The following is a 21,027-nucleotide window of genomic DNA, read 5'->3' as shown; positions in this document are numbered from 1 at the left end:
GTCAGATCGTACCGATCCGCTGCGCACCAACAGATCCGTCGACCGTACGCTCCGCAGTGGACCGGCCGACGCGGGTGCGCTGGATCAGGGCGACGCAGGCCAGCACCACAAGCGCGGCCGCGATCGAGGCCGGGGTGACGTGCTCGCCGAGCAGCAGCGCCGACCAGATCAGGGTGAGTACCGGCTGGGCGAGTTGGATCTGGCCGACCTGCGCGATGCCGCCCCGGGCCAGGCCGGCGTACCAGGCGAAGAAGCCGAGGAACATGGAGACCACGGTGAGGTAGCCGAACGCCGACCAGGCATGCGGGCCGGCGTGCGGGGGATCGGCCAGCGCCGCGACGGTCGTGATCGGCACGGTGGCGGGCAGCGACAGCAGCAGGGCCCAGCAGATTGTCTGCGCCCCGCCCAGTTCCCGGGCGAGCGCGCCGCCCTCGGCGTACCCGAGACCGGCGAGGGCGACCGCCGCGAGCAGGAACAGGTCGGCCATGGAGAGGCTGCCGCGCAGTGCGCCGCTGACGGACAGGAAGGCGAGCACGGCCAGCAGCCCGCCGCCGCTGGCGAGCCAGAACAGCGGCGGCGGGCGCTCGCCGGCGCGCAGGACCGCGAAGACGGCGGTCATGGCGGGCAGCACGGTGATGACGATCGCGCCGTGCGCGGAGGTCTGGCTGGTCAGCGCCAGCGAGGTGAAGAGCGGGAAGCCGACCACGACGCCGAGGGCGACCAGCGACAGCCGGCGCCACTGGCCAAGGCTGGGTAGCGGTGCGCCGGTGACGCGCAGGTAGCCCCAGGCCAGCAGCGCCGCGCCGACGGCGCGGCCGAACGCGACGAACCATGGATCGAGTTGTTGCACGGCGACCCGGGTGGCCGGCAGCGACATGCTGAACGCGAGTATGCCCAGCGCGCCGAGGGTGAGGCCCACCGCCCGCTGCACCGTTACCGCCGGCTCGACGGTAGCGCTACTATGAACTCTCATGAAAGACGGTAACGCAGCCGGGCGTGTTATCCAAGATCTGCGCCGGCTGGCGGTCGCGGCGGCACCCGGCACGCGGTTGCCCTCGGTGCGCGAGCTGACCGCCCGGCACCAGGCCTCACCGGTCACCGTCGCCGAGGCGATCCGGCAGCTGGTGGCGCAGGGGCTGGTCGAGACCAGATCGGGCCGGGGCACCTATGTGGCCGACCGCCCGCAGCGGCACCGCACACCCGACCTGGCCTGGCAGACCGTCGCGCTCGGCGCCCGCCGCCCCGGCGAGGAGGAGATGCAGGCGTTACTGGCGTTACCGCCGGCCGGGGCGATCCCGCTCTCCGGCGGCTATCTCGACGCGGAGTTGCAGCCCGCCGCCGCGCTCGGCACCGCGCTCACCCGCGCCGCCCGGCAGCCCGCGTCCTGGCAACGTGGACCGGTCGAGGGGCGGGCGGACCTGCGTGCCTGGTTCGCCCGTGAGGTCGGCGGTGGGCTGCGCGCCGAGGACATGGTGATCTGCCCCGGTGGGCAGGCCGCGCTCTCCACGGCGCTGCGCGCGCTCGCCGTACCCGGTGACGCCCTGCTCGTCGAGGCGCCGACCTACCTGGGCGCGCTGGCCGCCGCCCAGGCGGCCGGACTGCGGGTGGTGCCGGTGCCAGCCGACGCCGACGGCGTACGACCCGACCAGCTCGCCGCCGCGTTCGCCCGTACCGGTGCCCGGCTCTTCTACTGCCAGCCGCTGCACGCAAACCCGCACGGCGCGACCCTGGCCGAGCACCGTCGGGCCCGGGTCGCCGAGACGGTACGCGAGGCCGGCGCTTTCCTGATCGAGGACGACTACGCCCGCGATCTGACCATCGACGGGGAGCCGCCCGCACCGCTGGCCGCCGACGATCCCGACGGGCACGTCGTCTACCTGCGCTCGCTGACGAAGTCCACCGCCCCGGGTTTGCGGGTCGCCGCGCTCGGCGCCCGAGGGCCGGCCGGTGCCCGGCTGCGCGCGGCCCGACTGCTCGACGACTTCTTCGTCGCCGGCCCACTGCAACAGGCCACGATCGAGTTCGTCACCGCCCCGGCCTGGACGCGGCACCGACGGGCGCTGCGTACCGCGCTGCGCGCCCGCCGCGAGGCGCTGTTGACCGCGCTGCGCCGGCACCTGCCGGAACTGCTCGACGGGCAGCCGGTTCCGCGTGGCGGCCTGCACCTCTGGGCCCGGCTGGCCGGCGGCACCGACGACGTCGCGCTGGCAGCCGCGGCGGCCGCCGAAGGCGTCGTCGTCTTCCCCGGCCGCCCCTGGTACGCGGCCGAAGCGCCGTCCCCGTACCTGCGCCTCACCTACGCCGCCGCCCCACCGGAACTCATGGACGAGGCTGTGCGCCGCCTCGCCCGCGCCATGCCTGCCGCGGGCCCGGCTCACAGGTCACGACGCCGGAAGACCACCGCGGTGAGCCCGAGCACGAGGACGACCCAGAGTGCGGCCCAGGCGAGATAGGTGCCGGTGAGGGCGGCCTCGCCCAGGAACGGATGACCCTGCATGACCGGCCCGAACTCGATCAGCATGGACGGGTCCTGGAAGGCGTTCATCGCCCCACGCCACAGTCCGTCGGTCGGCAGCAGCATCCGGGAGACGGTGCCCACCCGGGCCACGCTCTCGTTGTCCAGGGCGGTGCCGAAGGCGCCGACCACGCCCGCGATCCAGGTCGACCCGAACAGGCCGACGGCCACCACGCCCGAGGCCATCGGCGAGCTGACGCTGGAGAGCAGCAGACCCAGGGTGAGCAGGACGGTGGTCTGCGCGGCGAGCAACGCCAGACCGGTCACCGGCGCCGGTGGCCAGTAGTCCACGGTGAACTTGACGACGAGCAGCTGAGCGAGTCCGGCCACGGTCACGAAGCCCGCGCCGAAACAGACCAGCCCCAGCCACTTGCCCAGCAGCACCGCCGAGCGGCGTACCGGCCGGGCCAGGATCGCCAACGCCGCACCGGACTCCATGTCGCCGGCCAGGGTGGGGCCGGCGAGGAACGCCGTACCGAGCGCGGCGATCAGGCTCAGGCCGAACATCACCAGGTTGAGCACGAGGGACGCGACCAGCCGCGCCTCGCCGCTGGTGAGCCCGCCGAACTCGGCGTCGATCCGGGAGAACCCCCAGGCGCTGAGCGCGAGCAGGAGGACCGTCAGTACCGCGAGCGAACGCAGCACCCGGCGACGTGCGGCCTCCTGGAGGGTCAGGCCGGCGATGGTCAGTACGGTCCGGACGGTCATCACCTGTCACCTCCGGTACGCAGGATGTCCAGCAGACGTTCCTCGAGGCTGATCCGTCCCGGCTCGACGGCGTGCACGCGTACCCCGAGGGCGACCAGGTCGGCCACGAGGTCCGGCACGATAGCGGGATCCGGATCGGCGGGCAGCGTGACGGTGAAGGTGTCCGCGCTGCCGGTGACCTCTCCGGCGGCGGCCAACCGGGCCTGCACCCGCGCGTCCACCCCGTCGAGCCGCAGCCGCAGCTCGCGGCGGCCCAGCAGCTCAGCGAGGGTGCCGGCGGCGGCGACCCGCCCCATGTCCAGCACGACGACCCGGTCGCAGACCCGTTCGACCTCGCCGATCAGGTGCGAGTTGAGCAGGACGGCCACCCCTCGGGCCCGGAGGGAGAGCAGCAGGTCCCGCACGTCGGCGCGGCCGAGCGGATCCAGGGCGCTGGTCGGCTCGTCGAGGATCACCAGTTCCGGGCCGGCCACCAGCGCGACGGCCAGCCCGAGCCGCTGCTGCATGCCCTTGGAGAAGCCACCCACCCGGTCGCCGGCCCGGTCGGCCAGGCCGACGGCGGCCAGGCACTCGGCTCGTTCCCGCTGCGGCACCACCGCGCCGGCCAGCCGTACGTGCAGCGCCAGTACCTCCGCCGCGGTGAGCCACGGCTGATACCGGAACAGCTCCGGCAGGTAGCCGACGCGGCTGCGGGCCCGTGGGTCCCGGGCCGGGCGCCCGAGCAGGAGAACCTCCCCGGCGTCGGGCCGGACGAGACCGAGCAGCATCTTGATGACGCTGGTCTTGCCGGCACCGTTGGGTCCGAGCAGGCCCACCACCTCACCCCGGCCGACGGTGAAGGACACCCCGTCGACGGCAATCCGCCGCCGGTACCGCTTGTGCAGGCCCGAACACCACACGGCAGGGGAGGGCGGCAGCTTGGCGAGCAGCCGCTCGACCTCCGCCACGGCGGGACCGGTACCGCCGTCCAGGCCGGGATCGGCGCCGTCGGGCGCGGCGGTGGGGCGGGCGCTCACCGGTCCCACCGCAGCTCGCGCGCCACCGACAGCACCTCGTCGGAGCTGAGCGAGCCGGCCACGGCGGTGACGGTGCCGTCCTGCACCCAGACCACCCCCGCCAGCACGCCGTCGCGGGAGGCGAGCACCGTGGCCGGCTGGCCGTGCACCTGCGCGGCGGTGGCGGTCAGGTACCGGTCGTTCACCGGCAGCGGCAGCGTGGTCGCGTCACCGGAGAAGCCGCGCAGCTGCGACGCGACGTTCTCCGGCAGCCCCGGCAGGGTCAACAGGTAGTCGACGGCGGTGGTGAACGGAACGCCCGAGGAGTAGGCGGTCGGGGCGACCGCGCGGGCCACGATCAGTGCCGGCACGCCTCCGTTCGGCGACCAGACGGCGGCGACGCCGGGGCCGGCGGTCAGCCGGAACTGACTACCGTCGAGACCGGCCGGCGGCGAAGGCAGCGGCTCGCCGGTAGTGGCCGCCGTCTGCCGTGCCTTCTCCACCGAGAAGGTGAAGATCGCGCTCATCCGGTCGCCGACCTGGTACGCGGGCGCTCCGGTCACGCCGCGCGGCAACTTGTCGACCTGCGGCACGGCCAGCCCGGTGACCTGCTTCGCCGTGGCGGCGTCGGCGACCTCGCGTACGTTGGCCCGCTCGGTCAGCTCGACCTCGCCGTACGCGGACAGGTCGGGCAGCGCGACCAGGTCGGCCTGGGGCAGCGTGATCGGGGCGATCCGCTCGGTGTGGAACACCGGCAACCAGTTCGCGGCGGCTGCCGCGCCGGCCCCGGCCACCAGGGTGACGACGGCGGCGACGGCGACCACCGGGCTGCCCAGCGCGGCCCGCCACCGGGGCACCCGGCCGTACCCGGACAGCTGCCGGGCGGGCGTGGGCAGCCGGTCGCCGTCGATGGCGCGGGACAGGCGCTGCCATCCCGCCGCCACATCGGTGCTCACCCGCACGTCCAGTGCCGCGCCGGTGAGCGTCGCGTCCCGTCGGACAGCGGCCAGCCCGGAGCGGCAGACCGGGCAGCCGGCGATGTGCTCCCGGTCGGCGTCGGCCACGCCGGCCGGCTCGTCCAGCAACCGGCGCAGGGTTCCCTCATTCGGATGACGCATGGCGGTTCAACTCCTTCCGTAGGGCGGACTCGGCGCGTCGCACGGTGGTGCCCACGCTGCCGAGGGAGAGTTCGAGGGCGGCCGCGACCTCGGCGTAGCTCAGACCGCTGTGCCGCAGCACCAGGGCGACGGCCTGCCGGCGCGGCAGCCGGGCCAACGCCGCGCGTACCCGGCGGCGCTCGTCGAGGGTCACCACGGCGTCGGCGATGTCGGGGCAGACGTCGTCCTGGTTTCCGGCGACCTGCTCCCGGGCGGCGCGGCGGCGGTGCGACCGGACGTGGTTCAGCGCGGTGTGCGCCGCGGCGACCGACAACCAACCGGTGGCCTGCCCCGCCGGCACCGAGGAGCGGCCGAACGCGAGGAACACCTCCTGGGCCACGTCCTCGGCCTCGGTGCGGGAGCCGAGCACCCGGGCGGCGACCCCGACCACGCGCGGATATACGGTACGAAACACCTGTTCCAGGTCGGCGCGGACACCGTCGCGGCCCACCGGAGCCGAAGCGCTCACGCCGTACTCCCTTCGCTCGGTCCGCCCGGCGGACCCGGCGCGACCGAGCGCGGACCGGACGGGTCCGGCACGGCCGGTTCCGGGCCGGATCGCCGGCGCGGCGGCGGCCACCCGAATCTGTCCTGGTCCGCTGGGACCAGCTTCCTCCTCCATACCTACGAAGCACCGCCGACGCCCCCGATGTGACACCGTGAGCTGTCCGCGGTCACCCCCGATCCGCACCGGGAGCCTCGCCGGTACCGTCGCGGTAGCGGGCCGGTCCGTGCCGCCGCTCGGCGCGGGGCGTGATTGTCCGGTACCGGTCCCGAAACCGGTGAGGAGATGACGAAGGTGAGTTCTGCTGAGCTGTCCCCGCCGTCGCCGGTGCGCCAGTTGCGGCTGGTGGTGGCGGCCGACGACTACGAGGCGGCGGTCCGGTTCTTCCGCGACGTACTGGGCCTGCCGGAACAGGCCGCGTACTCCGGTGACGGCGACGCCCGGGTGGTGATCCTGGACGCCGGCCGGGCCACGCTGGAGATCGCCAATCCGGCGCAGCGTCGGATGATCGACGACGTCGAGGTGGGCCGGCAGGTCGCGCCGCAGATCCGAATCGCCTTCGAGGTCGACGACGCCGCCGCCACCACGGAGCGGCTGGTGGCTGCGGGCGCGACGCCTGTCGCGCCGCCGACCACCACGCCGTGGCAGTCGGTCAACGCCCGGCTGGACGCGCCGGCTGGTCTGCACATCACGGTCTTTCAGGAGTTGCGTACGCCCGACGAGCGCGCTGCGCTCGACGGCTTCGGCACCGAGTCCGCACCGCCCGGGCCGGAGATCGACGGCGGGTCATCCGTTTACTGACCCGTCGGCTGTCCCGGTCGACTTTCGATTGATCACCGTTCGGGTCTAGCCACGATTCGCTAAACCGGTTTAGCCTGCCCTGGAGCCACACCACCACCGAAGGGACCAGGCGATGTTTCGAACGCAGGCTAGGAGAGGTTGGTGGACACCGCTCGCGATCGGACTCGCGGCATCAGCGGTGTTGACCACAGGCGGGGCCGCGGCGGCACCGTCGTCGAAACCGAAGCCCACGCCAAAGCTGCCGAGCGAGGCGCAGCAGGTGCCGCCCACCGACTGCAGCGCGCCGGTCGGCATCGACGCCAACGCGGTGCTGCCCGGATACCTCGTTCCGGACGACACGCTCGGCATCACCTGTGTGCCGTTCACCCAGGTACCGCTGGAGCCCGCCGGCTACCAGGGCGACTACCGGGTGGACGCCTTCTCCGACCAGGTGCTGCGCGACATGCTGGCGAACTGCGAGGCGGCGCCGCCCTGCTCGGCGATCACCAATGCGCAGAACTACAGCCCCCCGCAGTTCCGGCTGACCGGATCGTTGGTGCCCGAGGGCAAGATCGATCCGCACGCGACAAACGTCGACCTGCGCGAGATCCGCCGTCCCGGCTTCTTCGGCCAGGCACCCTACCACGAGCCCATCGCGGCGGCCGACAAGAACAGCTACACCTTCGAGTTCACTGTGCCGGCCGAGCCGTACGAGCGGCTGAAGCGCGGCATCACCGCACCGGTCAAGCTACGCGGCTGGTACCTGCGGGGTGCCGGCGTGCAGCAGCCCAACGGGCGTCGGACGCAGTCCCTGGCGATCTTCGTCGGTGGCCGTTCGGTGGAGACCACCACCGTCCAGGACCCGCGCGATCCGCTCTACGTGCGCTCGGAGAGCACCGGCAGGTTCGAGAACGTCAGCTACCCGTCCCGGGGTACCGAGCAGTGGGCCGGCCGGCAGTGGCGGCAGTACCTCTACAAGCTCAACCAGGCCGGCTTCGACGTGCTCACCTTCGACAAGCGCGGCCACGGCATCTCCGGCGGCATCAGCGGTGACAACATCCTGCAGCAGGGTCTGGACATGCTGCGGGCGATCGACGCGCTCGACAGCGGCGACGGGGTCCGCATCGTCGGCGCGGACGGCCGGCAACTCAGCGGCCGGGCCGCGACCCGCGCGCTCGTACCGAACAACATCGGGAAGCTGCCGGTCATCCTCGGTGGCCCCAGCCAGGGCTCGGCGGCCACGCAGTGGGCGATGGACGCGAACTTCAACCGGTGGTGCGAACTGGACACCCCCGAACGGACGTGCCACAAGCCCTGGGGCCACAACGTCAAGGGTGCGGTGCTGATGGCGGGCTTCCCCGTGGTCAACCCGTCGCTGGCCGAGGCCGCGCGGCGCAAGGTGAACCACACCGTCGGGCTGGGCGGTACCTCGGAGCCGCTGGCTGGCATCGGTTCCTGGCCGGCGGTCTTCTTCGGCAAGGGCCTCTTCGACGGGATTCAGGGACCTTTCCCCACCTTCAACGCCTACCTGCGGGTGCGGGGTGACAAGGAACTGCTCTTCGTCCGTGGCCCGCACTCCGAGGTCGCCTTCGGCCCGGGCAACGTCGCCCTGATGCAGGACCGGGTGGCCCAGTTCGCCGTCCGTGCAGTGCTCGGCCAGAAGACCGACCAGCCGAGGTACCGCAACCTCAAGGAGGCGGTGGCCGCCAGCCCGCAGATCTGGGAGCCGTCCACCCAACCCACCTTCGAGACAAAGCCGTAGCCCCGTCCACAGCCGCTCACGTCGATCAAGAAGTTTGCGTCTCCGGAGCGCTGATTCCGGACGCAAACTTCTTGATCGACGGTGCTGGGCGGGGTTGCCGCGCCGGATCGCGAACTGTTCGGGAGCGCGGGTCAGCAGCAGGACGCTGAGCCCGGTGGTCTCGTGTCCGGCGGTGACGTCGATCATGGGCAATCGATCTGCGCGACGTGACCCTGATCGCCAACGACACGGGCGGAGCGATCGCGCAACTTGTCGCCGCGCGCCATTCGCAGCGCCTCGGCCGCCTGGTGCTCACCAACTGCGAGGCATTCGACAACTTTCCGCCGAAGCAGTTCCGTGGCCTGGTGCTGGCCGCACGGACCGGTCTGCTTCCTGCTCTGCTCGCGCCGCTGCGGCTACGGGCTGCCCGGCGCCGCCGGCGGGCGTCAACCCGGTTCGTGCCGGTCGAGGAGCTGACGGAGCAGGCGGGTCAGCCTCTGCCGGTCCTCGGCCGACAGTGGCGCCAGCAACTCGTCCTGCACCTGATCGAGCACCTCGTCCATGCGCCGCAGCTGCCGTAGACCACTTCCGGTCAGGGCCACCCTGTTGCGTCGTCCGTGCTCCGGATCCGGTGTCCGGTCGACGAAGCCCTGCTCGACCAGCTCGTTGACGGCCGCCACGACGTCGCTGCGGTCGACGCGGCAGCGGCGGCCCAGGTCGGCCTGGCTTGACGGCCCGAACTCGTGCAGCGCGGCCAGAATCCGGTAGTGGTATCCGCGTGCGTCGGTGGCGGCGAAAGCGTCGGACACCAACCGGCGAACGTGCACGGCCAACTGGGTGATCAGCCAGCTCGGCTTCACCGCCAGGCGCTCCGGGACCTCGTTCATGCCGACCACCCTATCGGTATTGGTGACACCAACACTCTGCTGCTAGTGTTGGTGTCACCAATGTTGGACAGACCATCAAAGGAGGCGTCGTGTCCACTGCGACCCAGACCGCCGACCGTGTCGACATCACCGAACTCTTCGCCCGCTTGGCCAACCTGCTCGACGACGATCGTGTCGACGACGCCCACCACGTCTATCGCGACGATGTCGTGGCGCGCTCGCCGCGCGGCGCCGAGTTGTACGGTCTTGACCAGGTCATCGCCCACCTGAAGCGAAGCCGAGTCGAGGGGGAGCGTACCCAGCACGTGCACGGTGACGTGCTGGTGCACGTCGACGGCGACCACGCGAAGGCCACCGCGAACCAGGTGGTGTACTTCTACCGCGACGGCGCGCCACCGCACCGGACGAGCGGCCTGCGAACGGCCTGCACCGCCGTGCGGACCCCGGTGGGTTGGCGATTCAGCACGATCGACATCACGCTCGCCTGGACGCGGGAGAACTGACCCCGGTCACGGTGGGTCGCCGTGGGCCGGCTCGCGGGAGGTGTGCACGAGGCGATGGCAGGCCGGCAGGGCGCGCATGCCGTGGGTGCCGAGTGTGCCGCGGACGAAGCGGTGGAAGCTGGGGCGGGCGAGCTGTCCGGCGAGAAACCGGACCGGCCCGGCCGGCAGCCGCGCGTAGTTGACGAGTGCGAACGGTGCTGCCCCGGTGGCTCGGAGGGCGGTGGAGTTGTCGACTCCGGTCTTGCTGGTGTACCAGCCGGTCAGCGAGCGCCAGACGGCCTCGGCGTCCACCTCCGGCGCGGCGGTGAAGTGGTTGAACAGGAAGGTGCCGTCGGTGCGGGCCTCGGTGTCGCCGATCCGCGCCACGTTGACCCCGGCCAGGATCTGTTCCCCGCCGAGCGCGGACAGCTCCTCGCAGGCGCGCACGGTGTCGAGCTGGTCCACGAGCACGGTGCGTACCAGCACCGCGAGGTCGTGGCGGGGTGCACCGGGCAGCGGCGGGATGAACACCGCCCGGTAGACGTTGACGGCAGCGACGTCCGGGCGGCGGGCGAGCGCGGGCACGGCCGCCATGATTCGCGCCGCCTCCCGGCGCCGGCGTGGCGTGAAGGTGTGTACGGGGAACCGCTGGGTGGGTTCTGCCGATATGCCGAGGTAGATGAAGCCGTGCGGTTCCGGAGCGACGAACCGGGGCGGTGGATAGCGGGTCATGAAGTCTCCAGGGCGCGAGACGGCGCGGTTCTCTCCAGATACGGAGTCTAGGTAACTGTTACCCAAGAAGACAATAACGCGGGCCTACAATGTCGGAATGTCCGACGACACCTCAGGTGCGATTCGTCCGCTGGCCAGCCGGGCCAACTTCCTGCTGTCCCAGCTCGGCTTCCATATCGCGCAGTCGTTCGCCGAGCGGTTGGCGCCGCTGGGCATCGCACCGAACCATTTCGGGCTGCTCATGCAACTGGAGCGCGCCGAGGGAAGCTCCCAGCAGCGGCTCGCCGACGCGTTGGGCATCCACCGCAAGGTCATGGTCGGTCTGCTCGACGACCTGGAGCGGCGCGGTCTGGTGGAGCGTCGGCGGCATCCCGCCGACCGCCGCGCGCACGCCATCCACCTGACCGCCGCCGCACGCGAACTGCTGCCCCAGGCCCGGGACGTCGCCGACCAACACGAGGAGGAGGTGCTGGCAGCCCTCGACGAGGGCGAGCGCGCCCAGCTCATCGCCGCCTTGCAACGGCTCGCCGGGCAGACCGGAGACCCGCCGGGCGTACACCCCGGGCTACGGGGAAAGGAAGGGTCCCTGCTTAACGCCTGGGGTAGTAGAAGGGCCCCTTCCTAACAGCCAACCCTCAAGTACCGGTCCCGGTTGTGATCAGCCTGGTGTGCTCCGCCCTCAGGCCGGCTCGGACAGCCAGGGTTCAAGTACGGCGGGATCGGCGGCCGTCAGCCTGACCTGCGCCAGTTCCTCGGTGGTAAGCGGCAGCGCCCGCAGCCGGGCACCCCACTCGGGCACCAGGTCCCGCTTCTCCAGGGCGGTCGACAACTCGATGAGCGCGGCGAGCGCCAACGCCTGTTCGACGGCGGACGCCGTGTCGCCGTGCCGGCGTAGCCCCGAATTCAGCGCCCGGAAGGAGGCCAGGTCGTCGCGCTTGAACTCGCGCAGGATGCGGGCGTTGTCCAGGACCTTGGCCAGCCCGGACAACTGCCGCGACCCGCCGTACTCCAGCCTGGACGGTTCGTCCCGACGGATGAAGGTGATGGTGTTGCCGGACGGATCGACGATGCTGAAGCGCGACGCGCCGGGCCGGTAGCGGGTGATCCGGGGCAACCCCCGGGCCAACACCTTGCCATAGGCCCCGCGCATGCCCGCGACGAACGCGGCGTGGTACGGCGCGACCGCGTCGACCATCACCAGCGCACCGCAGCCACTCTCGGCCGGCTGGTCGAATCCGCGCGGCGCACTGCCGTAGTGCAGCTCGAACCCGCTGTATCGAAAGGCCAGATACAGGTACGGCTTGCGCTGCTCCCAGGTCACCGCGAAGCCGAGCGCCCGCCAGAAGGCGATCGTCTCGTCCACCGCCACGCAGGGCAGCAGCGGTACGGCGGTCTCGTTCGGCTGGATCCGCTCCTCGAGCGTCATCGATGGTCCTCCCGGTCCGATCGGCGTCCCGCCCAGTGTTGCCGGTCCACGTCGTAGTACCTGTGGGCGGCGGGTGGGGTGGGCTGGGCCGGACCTGATCTGCGTCGGTGTTCCGGGTGTCGGGTAGGGCAGTCGGTGGTCGAGACTTGCCGGATGCTGACGAGGCAGGCAGGGACGGGATCGCCTTCGTGGTCGAACGTGCTGACGCATCCGTTGGTCTGGTCGATACCCGTGATGGCCTTCCTGGCCTGGGTGTCCATGCCGTTGAACGACGCGCTCTACGAGTTCTGGGTCAACTACGACCCACAGGGCGATGCGCAACAGCACGAGTGGTCCGCCGCCACGCGGATCTTCCGGTACACCTCAGGGGTGCTCAGCGGACAACTGTTGGCCCTGCTGGCGGGCGCCGCCCTGGTCCGCCGCCATGGTCAGGCAATCGCACTGGCGGTGGCGGCTCCGCTCGGCGTACTGCTGGCCGGGGTGACCGTGCTGGTGGCGTACCCGGTCGCCCGGGCCCGGGAGGCCGGCGACGGCGGCGGCCGAGCGTTCGACGACCCCGTGTTGGTCCGGGTGCTGCTGCACGAGCTTGCCGGTTATCCGCTGCTCGCCGCTGCCGGGGTCGGCCTCGGGATCCTGCTCGCCGGTCGCCGGAGCAGTCAGCGCATCGCGCTGCTGACCCTCCTCGGGCTGGCCTGGTACGGCGCGACACAGGTCGGGCTGGCGCAGGACGACGAGTTCGTCGGGCCGTCGTGGCTGTTGTGGGCGGTGCCGCCGATCGCTGCGGGAACCGCGGTCGCGCTCGCCGGCCTGTCGCTCGACGTGTGGTCCGAACCTCCGGTGCTGATCGGCGACTGGGGGTACCGCGCCGGCATCGCCCTGCTTGTGGGGGCCGGAGCGTACGCGCTCGGACTGAACCTGCTCGGCGTCCTGGTCGATCGGTACCGACGCCGTCCGGGCAGGACTGTTGATCGAGCGGGACAGGGCTGAGTGATCGCCGCGGGTTGATCCGTCGGGAGAGGACTGCCGTACTCATCTCCGTAACGAATGTGGTGAACCGGCGAAAGGCGCAGGCTCCGATGGACAGATCGAGGTTCGGCAGGTCTCGTACGCAGACTCGGCGGTGGCGGCTCGGCGCGGTCGCCGGGGCCGCGATTCTCGCCCTTGGTGTCGGGTTGGGTGTCGCCTCGGCCGGCGAGGACGTGCCGGCCGCTCAGCCGCCTGCCACGAGCGCGCCCGGGGTGGAGGCGCCTGCGGCGGAGACCCCGGCCGATCCGCCGGTGGCGGTCAACGGACAGCTCAGCGTGTGTGGTCTGCAGCTGTGCAACGAGGCCGGTGAGCCGATCCAACTGCGTGGCATGAGTAGCCACGGTCTCCAGTTCTTCCCGGACTGCGTGAACACCGACTCGCTGCTGGCGCTGCGCGACGACTGGCAGGCCGACGTCATCCGGCTGTCGATGTACGCGCAGGAGGGTGGCCTGGAGACCGACCCGGCCGGTTTCACCGCCAAGGTGAACGGGCTCGTCGAGGAGGCCACCGCGCTCGGGCTCTACGTGATCGTGGACTTCCACGTTCTCACTCCGGGTGATCCCAATTTCAACCTGGAGTTGGCGAAGACGTTCTTCGAGGACGTGACGAGCGCGCACGCGGCGAAGAACAACGTGATCTACGAGATCGCGAACGAGCCGAACGGGGTCAGCTGGGACGGCATCAAGGCGTACGCCGACGAGGTCATCCCGGTGATCCGCAACAACGCGCCGGAGAGCGTGGTGCTGGTCGGCACCCGTGGCTTCTCGTCGCTGGGGCTCAGCGAGGGCAGCGACGAGACCGAGATCATCGACGATCCGATCACCTTCGAGAACATCATGTACACGTTCCACTTCTACGCCGCCTCGCACGGCGCGGACCGGCGTGCGGTGGTGGCCCGAGCCGCGCAGAGCCTGCCGCTGTTCGTGAGCGAGTTCGGTACCCAGACCTTCACCGGCGACGGCGACAACGACTTCGACAGCACCACCGCCTGGCTGGACCTGCTCAAGGAACACCAGATCTCGTACGCGATGTGGAGCTTCTCGGACGGCCGGGAGACCAACTCGACCTTCCTGCCGGGCACCTGCGCGGGAACGGATTTCGCCGGCAACGACGTGTTGACCGAGGCGGGCCGTTACCTGCGCAGCCGGATCCTCACCGGCGTCGGCAACCCCAACGGCTAGGGCAGGTGGTGAAGCCCTCGGCTCGACCGAGGGCTTCACCACCGACCGGCCGATCCCTGGTCCCGAGCGACTGTGACGACGACAGGTGCCTGCGACTACGTTCAGAGCATGGCCCTACTCATCCGGAGCCGGCCAGCCGAGGCCGACCACCACACCTGGTGCTCCGCAACCCACCGTCGGCTCGAACACGCCGGTGTCCTGGCACACCGGCCGTGGCTGACCGCAGCCAGCGACGGGCCGACCTGATGGCGCCAGCTCAGGTCGATCGGCAGGCCGTCATCGCGTTCCGGTTGCGTGCCCAGCACCTGCACCGCCGGTTGCCGGCGTCGTCGTTGCAGCAGGCGGCGGTCTGCGGGCTCCAGGACGGCGCGCCCCGGTCGGCGCTGCTGGCCCTGCACGCCCGAGTCGACCAGGTGGGCCCGCAGGCCTGGGCCGACCCCGCGTTCACGCAGGTGTGGGGACCACGCGGCGCCGTCCACGTGGTGCCGGTCGACGATGTCGCCGTCTTCACCCTCGGACTGCTGCCCCGTGACGAACGCAAGCAGCAAATCGCGCAGGAGGCGGCTGACGCGGTGCAGGAAGCGGTCGGTCGCCGCCAGGTGCCCAAGCGCGCCGTCTTGGCGGCGGTCGACAACCGCGTCGACCGGCTCATCCTCGCCTGCACCACCGGACGCATCCGGATCCGCTGGGACGGTCGCGACACGCTCGTGTCGGCGACCGAGCCGCCCCGAACCGATCCGGACGAGGCGCGCGCCGAGTTGCTGCGGCGCTTCCTCGGCGTACTCGGGCCGGCCACGGCGGACGGCTTCGCGGCCTGGACCGGGCTCTCCGGCACTGACGCCCGCACCACCTTCCAGTCGCTGACCGACGAACTCACCGAGGTCACCGTGGCGCACGGCCGCCGGGTGGTGCTCAGCCCCGATCACGACCGTCTGGTCGACGCCGAGGAGGCCGCCGGGGTGCGGCTGCTGCCGCCCGGCGACCTCCACCTGCTCGCCCCCGACCGCGAACTGCTGGTTCGAGAGGCAGCAAATCGCAAGGCCGTCTGGCCGGTGGGCAACGTCCAGCCCGGAGCGCTGCTCGCCGATGGTGAACTGCTCGGCACCTGGCGTCGCCGCGGGCCCAAGGTCGAGATCACCACGTGGGCCGAGGTCGACGAACGGGTACGGGCGGCTGCGCAGCGCGAGGCCGCCGGGTTCCCGCTGGCGCTGGACCGCGACATCGCCGTCACCTGGGCGCGGCACTGACCACTGCGCGCTCGCCGGTCTCTGCCGGGGCTGCCGTCAGTCATCATCGCGGACCGCCTCGTCACACCGAAACCTGGGGCGGGCACTGATGTCGATGTCTTGACAGGCTGAGGTCGCCAGTCAAGACTTCGACACAAGCCCGAAACAGTCACTGACGTTGATGCTTTCTGGCCATCATTGTTAGCGCTAACAATGATCTACCGCGCCCACCACCCGGTAAGGAGAGCCTGGATGTCGAGAGTTGTCACCAGGGTGAGCGCGCTGCTCGCCGCGATCTGCCTGCTGTTGCTGCCCGGCGGGCAGACGCCCCGAGCGGAGGCCGCCGCGCAGGAACCCCGGGCCGAGGCCGCCGCGCTCGACCCGTTCACGGGCTACCTGATGGCCCACTTCACCGGGGAGTCGGCCAACGGCGAGCAGATCTACCTCGCCCACAGCCGCGACGGGCTGACCTGGCGCGACCTGAACAACGGCGCGCCGGTACTGCTCTCCACGCTCGGCACCCGCGGCGTCCGGGACCCCGCCCTGGTCCGCTCACCCGCCGGCGACCGCTACTGGATCGTCGCCACCGACCTGCGCATCGCCAGCGGCATCTCGTGGAGCGACGCGCTGAACCGGGGCAGTACCTCGCTTGTCGTGTGGGAGTCCCGCGACCTGGTGAACTGGTCCGCCCCCTGGCTGATCAACGTGGCCGGCGCGATCCCCGGTGCCGGCAACGCCTGGGCGCCGGAGGCCATCTACGATTCGGCAACCGGTGACTACGTGCTCTACTGGGCGACGAACTCTCCGCGCAACGGCGTCACCAAGAACCGGATCTGGTACGTCCGCACCAGCGACTTCCGTACCTTCACCGCGCCGCAGGTGTTCATCGACCGCCCCGGCAGCCAGGGCATCATCGACACCCAGATCATCGAGGTGCCGAACAGCGTGGGCGGCTACCGCTACTACCGGGCGTCGGCCGACGGGCACATCCCGATCGAGGCCAGCAACTCCGTCCTCGGGTCCTGGACGAGCCTGGGGAACCTGTCGCACCTGGGCATCTCCAACGGCACCGGCGGCGGCAACGTCGTCGAGGGCCCGATGTGGATGCAGTTCAACGGCCGCAACGAATGGGCGCTCTATCTCGATCAGTTCGCCACCGGCCGGGGTTACCTGCCGATCACCTCGACGAACCTGGGCAGCGTCAACAACTTCCGGACCCGCTCGGACTACGCCATGGGTGCCAGCCGCAAGCGGCACGGTTCGATCCTCAACCTGACCGCTGCCGAGGAGAGCCGTGTGCTGGCCCGCTGGCCCAGCACCGCCACGGTCAACCGGATCCAGTCGTACACCCACCAGGACCGGTACGTGCGGCACGCCAACTACGACGTACGCATCGACGCCAACGTCAGCCCCGTCCAGGACGCCCAGTTCCGGGTGGTGCCCGGCCTGGCCAACAGCTCCGGGTACGTGTCCTTCGAGTCGGTCAACTACCCGGGCTACTACCTGCGGCACTACGGGTTCGACTTCGTGCTGGCGGCCAACGACGGCACGTCGGTCTTCGCCGCCGACGCCACCTTCCGCCAGGTCCCCGGCCTGGCCAACAGCGCCTGGCAGTCGTTCCAGTCCTACAACTACCCCGATCGCCACATCCGCCACTACGACTACCAGCTCCGCCTGGACCAGATCACCGACACCCAGTCCCGCAACGACGCCACCTTCCGGCTGACCTCCTGACCGCCCGCGTCGATCATGAGGTTAGCGGCAGTTTGAAGATCAACTAGTGCCGCTAACCTCATGATCAACAGGGCGGGGTGGCGGGGTTATTTGCGGCGGTGGTGGGACTTTTTGGAGTGCTTCTCTGTGGAATGGTGGGAGGTCCTGCGCTCGCCGCCGGTGCGACTGCTTTCGCCCTGGTTGCGCGTCGATTGCGTGGCGGCGGCCCGAGGGTCCCAGGTGGGGGTCTGGGCCACCATGCCCGGCGGCAGGTCGTTGAGCGTGATCGGCGGCTGCGGCGGCCCGACGAAGGCATAGCGGTTCTCGTAGTCCTGGGTGTGACCGCTCTGGCGTTGCAGCTGATAGTAGTTCGCGAAGGCGTCGTTGTGCGCCTGCGTGCCCGGCCCCTGGCTGTCCCCGAGTAACGGGACCGTGTTCCGGAAGATGTCGACGTGCGTGCCGATGCGCTGGCCGGGCATCTCATTGACGAGCCGGCGGTGGGTAACGGCGTTGTCGAACTCGATCCGCTCCACCTCGCGGCCGTAGTACGCCTCCGGGGTGATGCCCTCTCGCTCGGCCCGGCGGGCGATGCGGCCCCGGCTGGCATCTCTGTCGAGGTCCGCGCGACGCTCGGCCTGCGTGGCATTCATCACCTCGAAGATGGCGGTGCCCAGCAGGCGGCTGCTGCCCTCCCGTTGCACGTCCGGGTGATCCGGGTTCAGGACGATCGTGCTGCGCTGGCCGGGGGCGCCCTCGCGCCAGACGCCGACACCGCCGCCGTCGGCCTGGCCGAACACGACGTCGACCCGGCCGGCCATCCGCCGGATCGTCTGGAAGTCCGCGGGTAGCGCGGCGAGGTCACGGGCGAGCCGTTCCATCGTGCGGCCATGGTAGGCGGCCTCGAAGTTCATCCGCTCGGTGCGTCCGCGCCATGCGCTCTCATCGGCTGAACCGTCCGACGACGACCCGCCGAAGGCGAGGTTCGAGTTGTACGAGCTGTTGCTGTTCGGGCTGTTGCCCTCGGGTTCGCTCACTGCAAGCTGCCTTTGCTGGTTCCGATCCAATTCCGGCGAGAGCGCGCACCGGACATCGCGATCCTCGCTTCCGTCGGGTTGGAGAAGGGCCAAGGTCGACCGCTATGACGGCCGACCCCACCCCCGGGTTCACCGCCGCCACCAACTTCTGAATGAGCTGGCTGGGCTCGTACGATTGCGGCAGAGTTCGCGGATCGCGGTGGGGAGGGGCCATGGGCAAAGGGATATACGTGCAGGAACTGCCAGGAATCGGCAAGCGGTACGACGTCGACCTGGGCAGCAACACCCAGCGGATCTCGATCGTGGTACGCCGCGACGGCGCCCGCGACCTGTACGTCTTCGCCGCGGGGGTGGATGATCCGGTTGCCGTGATCGAGATGTCGGAGGAGCAGGCCCGCAAGGTGGGCGCGCTGCTGGCCGGCACGTACTTCTCCGAGTAGTCGGACCGGGCTCCGAGCAGTCGGCCCCCGTAGCTCCCCACCCAGCCCTTCCCAGGAGTCCTCACCGTGCACGCTGACCTCGTGGGCTTCGGTGCCCTCGTGTTGATCGCGGGTCTGCTGGCCCGTTTCGGTCGCCGGATCAACCTGCCCACCGTGCCGTTCTTCATGCTCGCCGGCATCCTGCTCGGGCCCGGCACGCCCGGCCCGGTGCTGGTCGCCCATCCGGAGGACCTCAGCCTGCTCGCCTCGCTCGGGCTGGTGCTGCTGCTGTTCCACCTGGGGGTGGAGTTCCCGGTCGAGCAGGTGCTCGGCAGCGGGAAACGGCTGTTCATCGCGGCCGGTGCCTACATCCTGCTAAACGTCGGTGCCGGCCTGCTCTTCGGCTTCGCGTTGGGCTGGGGCGGCTACGAGGCGTTCGTGGTGGCCGGCGCGCTCGGCATCTCCTCGTCGGCCATCGTCACCAAGCTGCTCATCGAGCTGCGCCGGCTGGCGAACGCGGAGACCCCGGTCATCCTCGGCATCATCGTCATCGAGGACCTGTTCCTCGCCCTGTACCTGGCGCTGCTGTCGCCGCTGTTGTCCGGGGCCGGGTCGGCGGGGGAGTTGACCCTGCGGATCGGGCTCAGCTTCGCGTACCTGGTGGTGCTCTTCGCCGTCGCCCGGTTCGGCGCCCGGCTGGTCAGCAAGATCATCGACAGCAACGAGGACGAGCTGCTGGCCATCCTGATGGTCGGGCTGGTGGTGCTGGTCGCCGGCATCTCGGCCGAGATCGGCGTCTCCGACGCCATCGGCGCGCTGATGATCGGTCTGGTGGTGTCCCGCACGTCCATCCGCGAGCGGGTCGAGCGCCTGGTCCTGCCGCTGCGCGACGTCTTCGCGGCGGTCTTCTTCGTGGTGTTCGGGCTGAGCATCAACGTCAGCGCGATCGGTTCGGTGGCACTGCCGGTGCTGCTGGCGGTCCTGCTGACCGTGGTCACCAACGTGGCGGCCGGGCTGATCGCCGGTCGGCTGTTCGGGCTCAACCAGCGCGGCGCGGCCAACGTCGGCCTGACCGTGCTGGGCCGTGGCGAGTTCTCGCTGATCCTCGCCACCCTCGCGCTCGCCGCCGGCCTGGACGCCCGCCTCGGCCCGTTCATCGCCCTGTACGTGCTGGTGCTCGCGGTGGCCAGCCCGCTGCTAGCGGCGAACTCGCGCTACCTCGCCCGGATCATCCCGGACCGCCTGCTGCACTCCAGTTGGCGGTACGTGCGGGAGGAGACAATCAGCACGGCCTGTACGCACCTGGACCGCATCCAGATCACCGAGTCCGACGCCGAGGCGTGCCCGCAGTGCCTGGAGACCGGCGACGACTGGGTGCAGCTGCGGCTCTGCCTGATCTGTGGCGCGGTGGGCTGTTGCAGCGACTCGGTGAACAACCACGCCGAGGAGCACTACCGGCAGACCGGCCACCCGTTGATCCGGTCGCTGGAGCCGGGCGAGGACTGGCGTTACTGCTACATCGACGGCGCCCTGGTCCGCGAACCGATGGGCGCCACCCGGGAGTGACCCGGCCGGGCGCTGTCGGTCTCCCGGACCAGGAAATGCGGCCGGCGCTTGCTCTCGTGGTAGATCCGCCCGATGTACTCGCCGATCACGCCGAGCACCATCAACTGGATGCCGCCCATCCCGATCACGGCGCTGATCAGGGTGGCGTAGCCCGGCATGTCGACCCCGTCCACAGCCGCCTTCACCACCACCCAGACGGCGTAGCCGAGGGCGACAAGCGTCTGGAGCAGACCCGCGTACACGACGAGGCGTAGCGGTTTGTGGTTGAACGAGAGCAGCCCGTCCAGGGCGTAGTTGAACAGCTTGCCGAAGCTCCAGGTGCTGGTGCCGGCCTGTCGTGGTTCGTGCCGGAACGGCAGCGTGATGGTGTTGAAGCCGACCCAGGAGAAGAGGCCCTTGGAGAAGCGGTGGTACTCGGGCAGGGCGAGCAGGGCGTCCACCACCTCCCGGGACAGCAGCCGGAAGTCACCCGCGCCGTCCTGGAGCCGGACGTCGACCCAGCGGTTGACCGCCCGGTAGAACAAGCGGGCCGGAATGCGCCGCAGCGCCGGCTCACCGCTGCGGTCCCGGACCGCGACGACCTGGTCGTAGCCCTGCTTGTACAGCGCGACCATCTGCGGCAGCAGGTGCGGCGGATGTTGCAGGTCGGCGTCGAGCAGGACGATCGCGTCGCCCCGGCTGCGTTGCAGACCCGCGAGCATCGCCGCCTCCTTGCCGAAGTTGCGGCTGAACGAGATGAACCGCACGGCCGGGTCCCGGGCGGCGAGGCCGCGTAGGGCCGCCAGGGTGCCGTCGGTGCTGCCGTCGTCCACGAAGAGGATCTCCACCTCCTCGTCGGGCAACGCGGAGGCCGCGGTGGTCACCGCCGCGTGCAGCGGGCCGATCGACCGCTCCTCGTTGTAGCAGGGCACCACTATCGTCAGCTGCACCGTCT

At 70.8% G+C, this 21,027-nt stretch carries 21 protein-coding genes; 11 read left to right on the top strand and 10 right to left on the bottom strand.

Annotated features, from left to right (window positions below; translation table 11 throughout):
• Window position 1: 1 nt before the first annotated feature.
• Window positions 2-973, bottom strand: a complete 972-nt coding sequence (locus AC507J_RS13060) for a DMT family transporter (RefSeq protein ID WP_496289400.1) — start codon at window positions 971-973, stop codon at window positions 2-4.
• Here AC507J_RS13060 and AC507J_RS13055 point away from each other — a divergent pair.
• A complete protein-coding gene (locus AC507J_RS13055) occupies window positions 972-2,453 on the top strand; it encodes an aminotransferase-like domain-containing protein (RefSeq protein WP_496289399.1) in 1,482 nt (493 codons plus the stop codon). The genes AC507J_RS13060 and AC507J_RS13055 overlap by 2 nt on opposite strands.
• Here the strand turns inward: AC507J_RS13055 and AC507J_RS13050 are convergent.
• From AC507J_RS13050 to AC507J_RS13035, 4 genes are read right to left on the bottom strand one after another with little or no spacing between them, the layout of a single operon-like run.
• Window positions 2,375-3,223, bottom strand: a complete 849-nt coding sequence (locus tag AC507J_RS13050) for an ABC transporter permease subunit (protein ID WP_496289398.1) — start codon at window positions 3,221-3,223, stop codon at window positions 2,375-2,377. The genes AC507J_RS13055 and AC507J_RS13050 overlap by 79 nt on opposite strands.
• Window positions 3,223-4,239, bottom strand: a complete 1,017-nt coding sequence (locus AC507J_RS13045) for an ABC transporter ATP-binding protein (protein WP_496289397.1) — start codon at window positions 4,237-4,239, stop codon at window positions 3,223-3,225. The genes AC507J_RS13050 and AC507J_RS13045 overlap by 1 nt, the downstream gene beginning before the upstream one ends.
• Window positions 4,236-5,336 carry a hypothetical protein gene (locus AC507J_RS13040; protein ID WP_496289396.1) on the bottom strand — a complete coding sequence of 367 codons (1,101 nt, stop codon included), beginning with the start codon at window positions 5,334-5,336 and terminating at the stop codon, window positions 4,236-4,238. The genes AC507J_RS13045 and AC507J_RS13040 overlap by 4 nt, the downstream gene beginning before the upstream one ends.
• The gene (locus AC507J_RS13035; RefSeq protein ID WP_496289395.1) at window positions 5,320-5,844 is read right to left on the bottom strand and encodes a sigma-70 family RNA polymerase sigma factor; all 525 of its coding nucleotides are present in this window, start codon (window positions 5,842-5,844) and stop codon (window positions 5,320-5,322) included. The genes AC507J_RS13040 and AC507J_RS13035 overlap by 17 nt, the downstream gene beginning before the upstream one ends.
• A gap of 330 nt (window positions 5,845-6,174) precedes the next feature.
• Here AC507J_RS13035 and AC507J_RS13030 point away from each other — a divergent pair, with 330 nt between their 5' ends.
• Window positions 6,175-6,681 (top strand): VOC family protein, encoded by a 507-nt coding sequence (locus tag AC507J_RS13030; RefSeq protein ID WP_496289394.1) that lies wholly within the window; start codon window positions 6,175-6,177, stop codon window positions 6,679-6,681.
• Window positions 6,682-6,940: 259 nt separating this feature from the next.
• Window positions 6,941-8,422 carry a hypothetical protein gene (locus tag AC507J_RS13025; protein WP_496289393.1) on the top strand — a complete coding sequence of 494 codons (1,482 nt, stop codon included), beginning with the start codon at window positions 6,941-6,943 and terminating at the stop codon, window positions 8,420-8,422.
• A 425-nt stretch (window positions 8,423-8,847) separates the two neighbouring features.
• Here the strand turns inward: AC507J_RS13025 and AC507J_RS13020 are convergent, their stop codons facing one another.
• On the bottom strand, window positions 8,848-9,288 hold the full coding sequence (locus AC507J_RS13020; RefSeq protein ID WP_496289392.1) for a MarR family winged helix-turn-helix transcriptional regulator: 441 nt from the start codon (window positions 9,286-9,288) through the stop codon (window positions 8,848-8,850).
• Between the two features lie 89 nt (window positions 9,289-9,377).
• On the opposite strand from AC507J_RS13020, the gene AC507J_RS13015 reads away from it, so the two are divergent.
• On the top strand, window positions 9,378-9,791 hold the full coding sequence (locus AC507J_RS13015; RefSeq protein ID WP_496289391.1) for a nuclear transport factor 2 family protein: 414 nt from the start codon (window positions 9,378-9,380) through the stop codon (window positions 9,789-9,791).
• Between the two features lie 6 nt (window positions 9,792-9,797).
• On the opposite strand, the gene AC507J_RS13010 is transcribed toward AC507J_RS13015, so the two are convergent.
• Complete coding sequence (locus AC507J_RS13010; protein WP_496289390.1) at window positions 9,798-10,502, bottom strand: hypothetical protein; 705 nt, start codon at window positions 10,500-10,502, stop codon at window positions 9,798-9,800.
• Between the two features lie 97 nt (window positions 10,503-10,599).
• Between AC507J_RS13010 and AC507J_RS13005 the strand changes: the two genes are divergently transcribed.
• Window positions 10,600-11,127, top strand: a complete 528-nt coding sequence (locus AC507J_RS13005) for a MarR family winged helix-turn-helix transcriptional regulator (protein ID WP_496289389.1) — start codon at window positions 10,600-10,602, stop codon at window positions 11,125-11,127.
• A 54-nt stretch (window positions 11,128-11,181) separates the two neighbouring features.
• Here AC507J_RS13005 and AC507J_RS13000 read toward each other — a convergent pair whose 3' ends face one another.
• Entirely contained in the window at window positions 11,182-11,928 is a 747-nt protein-coding gene (locus AC507J_RS13000) for a DUF8817 family protein (protein ID WP_496289388.1), read from the bottom strand.
• A gap of 198 nt (window positions 11,929-12,126) precedes the next feature.
• On the opposite strand from AC507J_RS13000, the gene AC507J_RS12995 reads away from it, so the two are divergent.
• From AC507J_RS12995 to AC507J_RS12980, 4 genes are all read left to right on the top strand, one after another.
• Window positions 12,127-12,915 (top strand): hypothetical protein, encoded by a 789-nt coding sequence (locus AC507J_RS12995; protein WP_496289387.1) that lies wholly within the window; start codon window positions 12,127-12,129, stop codon window positions 12,913-12,915.
• Window positions 12,916-13,004: 89 nt separating this feature from the next.
• Window positions 13,005-14,135 carry a glycoside hydrolase family 5 protein gene (locus AC507J_RS12990; RefSeq protein ID WP_496289386.1) on the top strand — a complete coding sequence of 377 codons (1,131 nt, stop codon included), beginning with the start codon at window positions 13,005-13,007 and terminating at the stop codon, window positions 14,133-14,135.
• 212 nt (window positions 14,136-14,347) lie between these two features.
• Window positions 14,348-15,382 (top strand): DNA glycosylase AlkZ-like family protein, encoded by a 1,035-nt coding sequence (locus tag AC507J_RS12985; protein WP_496289385.1) that lies wholly within the window; start codon window positions 14,348-14,350, stop codon window positions 15,380-15,382.
• A gap of 231 nt (window positions 15,383-15,613) precedes the next feature.
• Complete coding sequence (locus AC507J_RS12980) at window positions 15,614-17,095, top strand: glycoside hydrolase family 43 protein (protein ID WP_496289384.1); 1,482 nt, start codon at window positions 15,614-15,616, stop codon at window positions 17,093-17,095.
• 86 nt (window positions 17,096-17,181) lie between these two features.
• Here AC507J_RS12980 and AC507J_RS12975 read toward each other — a convergent pair whose 3' ends face one another.
• Window positions 17,182-18,108 (bottom strand): hypothetical protein, encoded by a 927-nt coding sequence (locus AC507J_RS12975; RefSeq protein WP_496289383.1) that lies wholly within the window; start codon window positions 18,106-18,108, stop codon window positions 17,182-17,184.
• A 212-nt stretch (window positions 18,109-18,320) separates the two neighbouring features.
• Between AC507J_RS12975 and AC507J_RS12970 the strand changes: the two genes are divergently transcribed.
• Together AC507J_RS12970 and AC507J_RS12965 are read left to right on the top strand one after the other, a co-directional pair.
• Window positions 18,321-18,548, top strand: a complete 228-nt coding sequence (locus AC507J_RS12970) for a cation:proton antiporter regulatory subunit (RefSeq protein WP_496289382.1) — start codon at window positions 18,321-18,323, stop codon at window positions 18,546-18,548.
• Between the two features lie 66 nt (window positions 18,549-18,614).
• Entirely contained in the window at window positions 18,615-20,093 is a 1,479-nt protein-coding gene (locus tag AC507J_RS12965) for a cation:proton antiporter domain-containing protein (RefSeq protein WP_496289381.1), read from the top strand.
• Here AC507J_RS12965 and AC507J_RS12960 read toward each other — a convergent pair.
• Entirely contained in the window at window positions 20,042-21,022 is a 981-nt protein-coding gene (locus tag AC507J_RS12960; RefSeq protein ID WP_496289380.1) for a glycosyltransferase family 2 protein, read from the bottom strand. The genes AC507J_RS12965 and AC507J_RS12960 overlap by 52 nt on opposite strands.
• Between the last annotated feature and the right edge of the window lie 5 nt (window positions 21,023-21,027).

Source organism: Micromonospora sp. PRAS1, from assembly GCF_059553435.1.
This window is presented reverse-complemented; position numbering and strand designations above follow the sequence as displayed.

Bases quoted from the DNA above. Each gene is read 5' to 3' on its own strand.
- AC507J_RS13055 (WP_496289399.1), top strand. From the start codon at position 972: ATGAAAGACGGTAACGCAGCCGGGCGTGTTATCCAAGATCTGCGCCGG.
- AC507J_RS13005 (WP_496289389.1), top strand. From the start codon at position 10,600: ATGTCCGACGACACCTCAGGTGCGATTCGTCCGCTGGCCAGCCGGGCC.
- AC507J_RS12970 (WP_496289382.1), top strand. From the start codon at position 18,321: ATGGGCAAAGGGATATACGTGCAGGAACTGCCAGGAATCGGCAAGCGG.
- AC507J_RS13060 (WP_496289400.1), bottom strand. From the start codon at position 973: ATGAGAGTTCATAGTAGCGCTACCGTCGAGCCGGCGGTAACGGTGCAG.
- AC507J_RS13050 (WP_496289398.1), bottom strand. From the start codon at position 3,223: ATGACCGTCCGGACCGTACTGACCATCGCCGGCCTGACCCTCCAGGAG.
- AC507J_RS12980 (WP_496289384.1), top strand. From the start codon at position 15,614: ATGTCGAGAGTTGTCACCAGGGTGAGCGCGCTGCTCGCCGCGATCTGC.
- AC507J_RS12990 (WP_496289386.1), top strand. From the start codon at position 13,005: ATGGACAGATCGAGGTTCGGCAGGTCTCGTACGCAGACTCGGCGGTGG.
- AC507J_RS13010 (WP_496289390.1), bottom strand. From the start codon at position 10,502: ATGACCCGCTATCCACCGCCCCGGTTCGTCGCTCCGGAACCGCACGGC.
- AC507J_RS13000 (WP_496289388.1), bottom strand. From the start codon at position 11,928: ATGACGCTCGAGGAGCGGATCCAGCCGAACGAGACCGCCGTACCGCTG.
- AC507J_RS13020 (WP_496289392.1), bottom strand. From the start codon at position 9,288: ATGAACGAGGTCCCGGAGCGCCTGGCGGTGAAGCCGAGCTGGCTGATC.
- AC507J_RS13040 (WP_496289396.1), bottom strand. From the start codon at position 5,336: ATGCGTCATCCGAATGAGGGAACCCTGCGCCGGTTGCTGGACGAGCCG.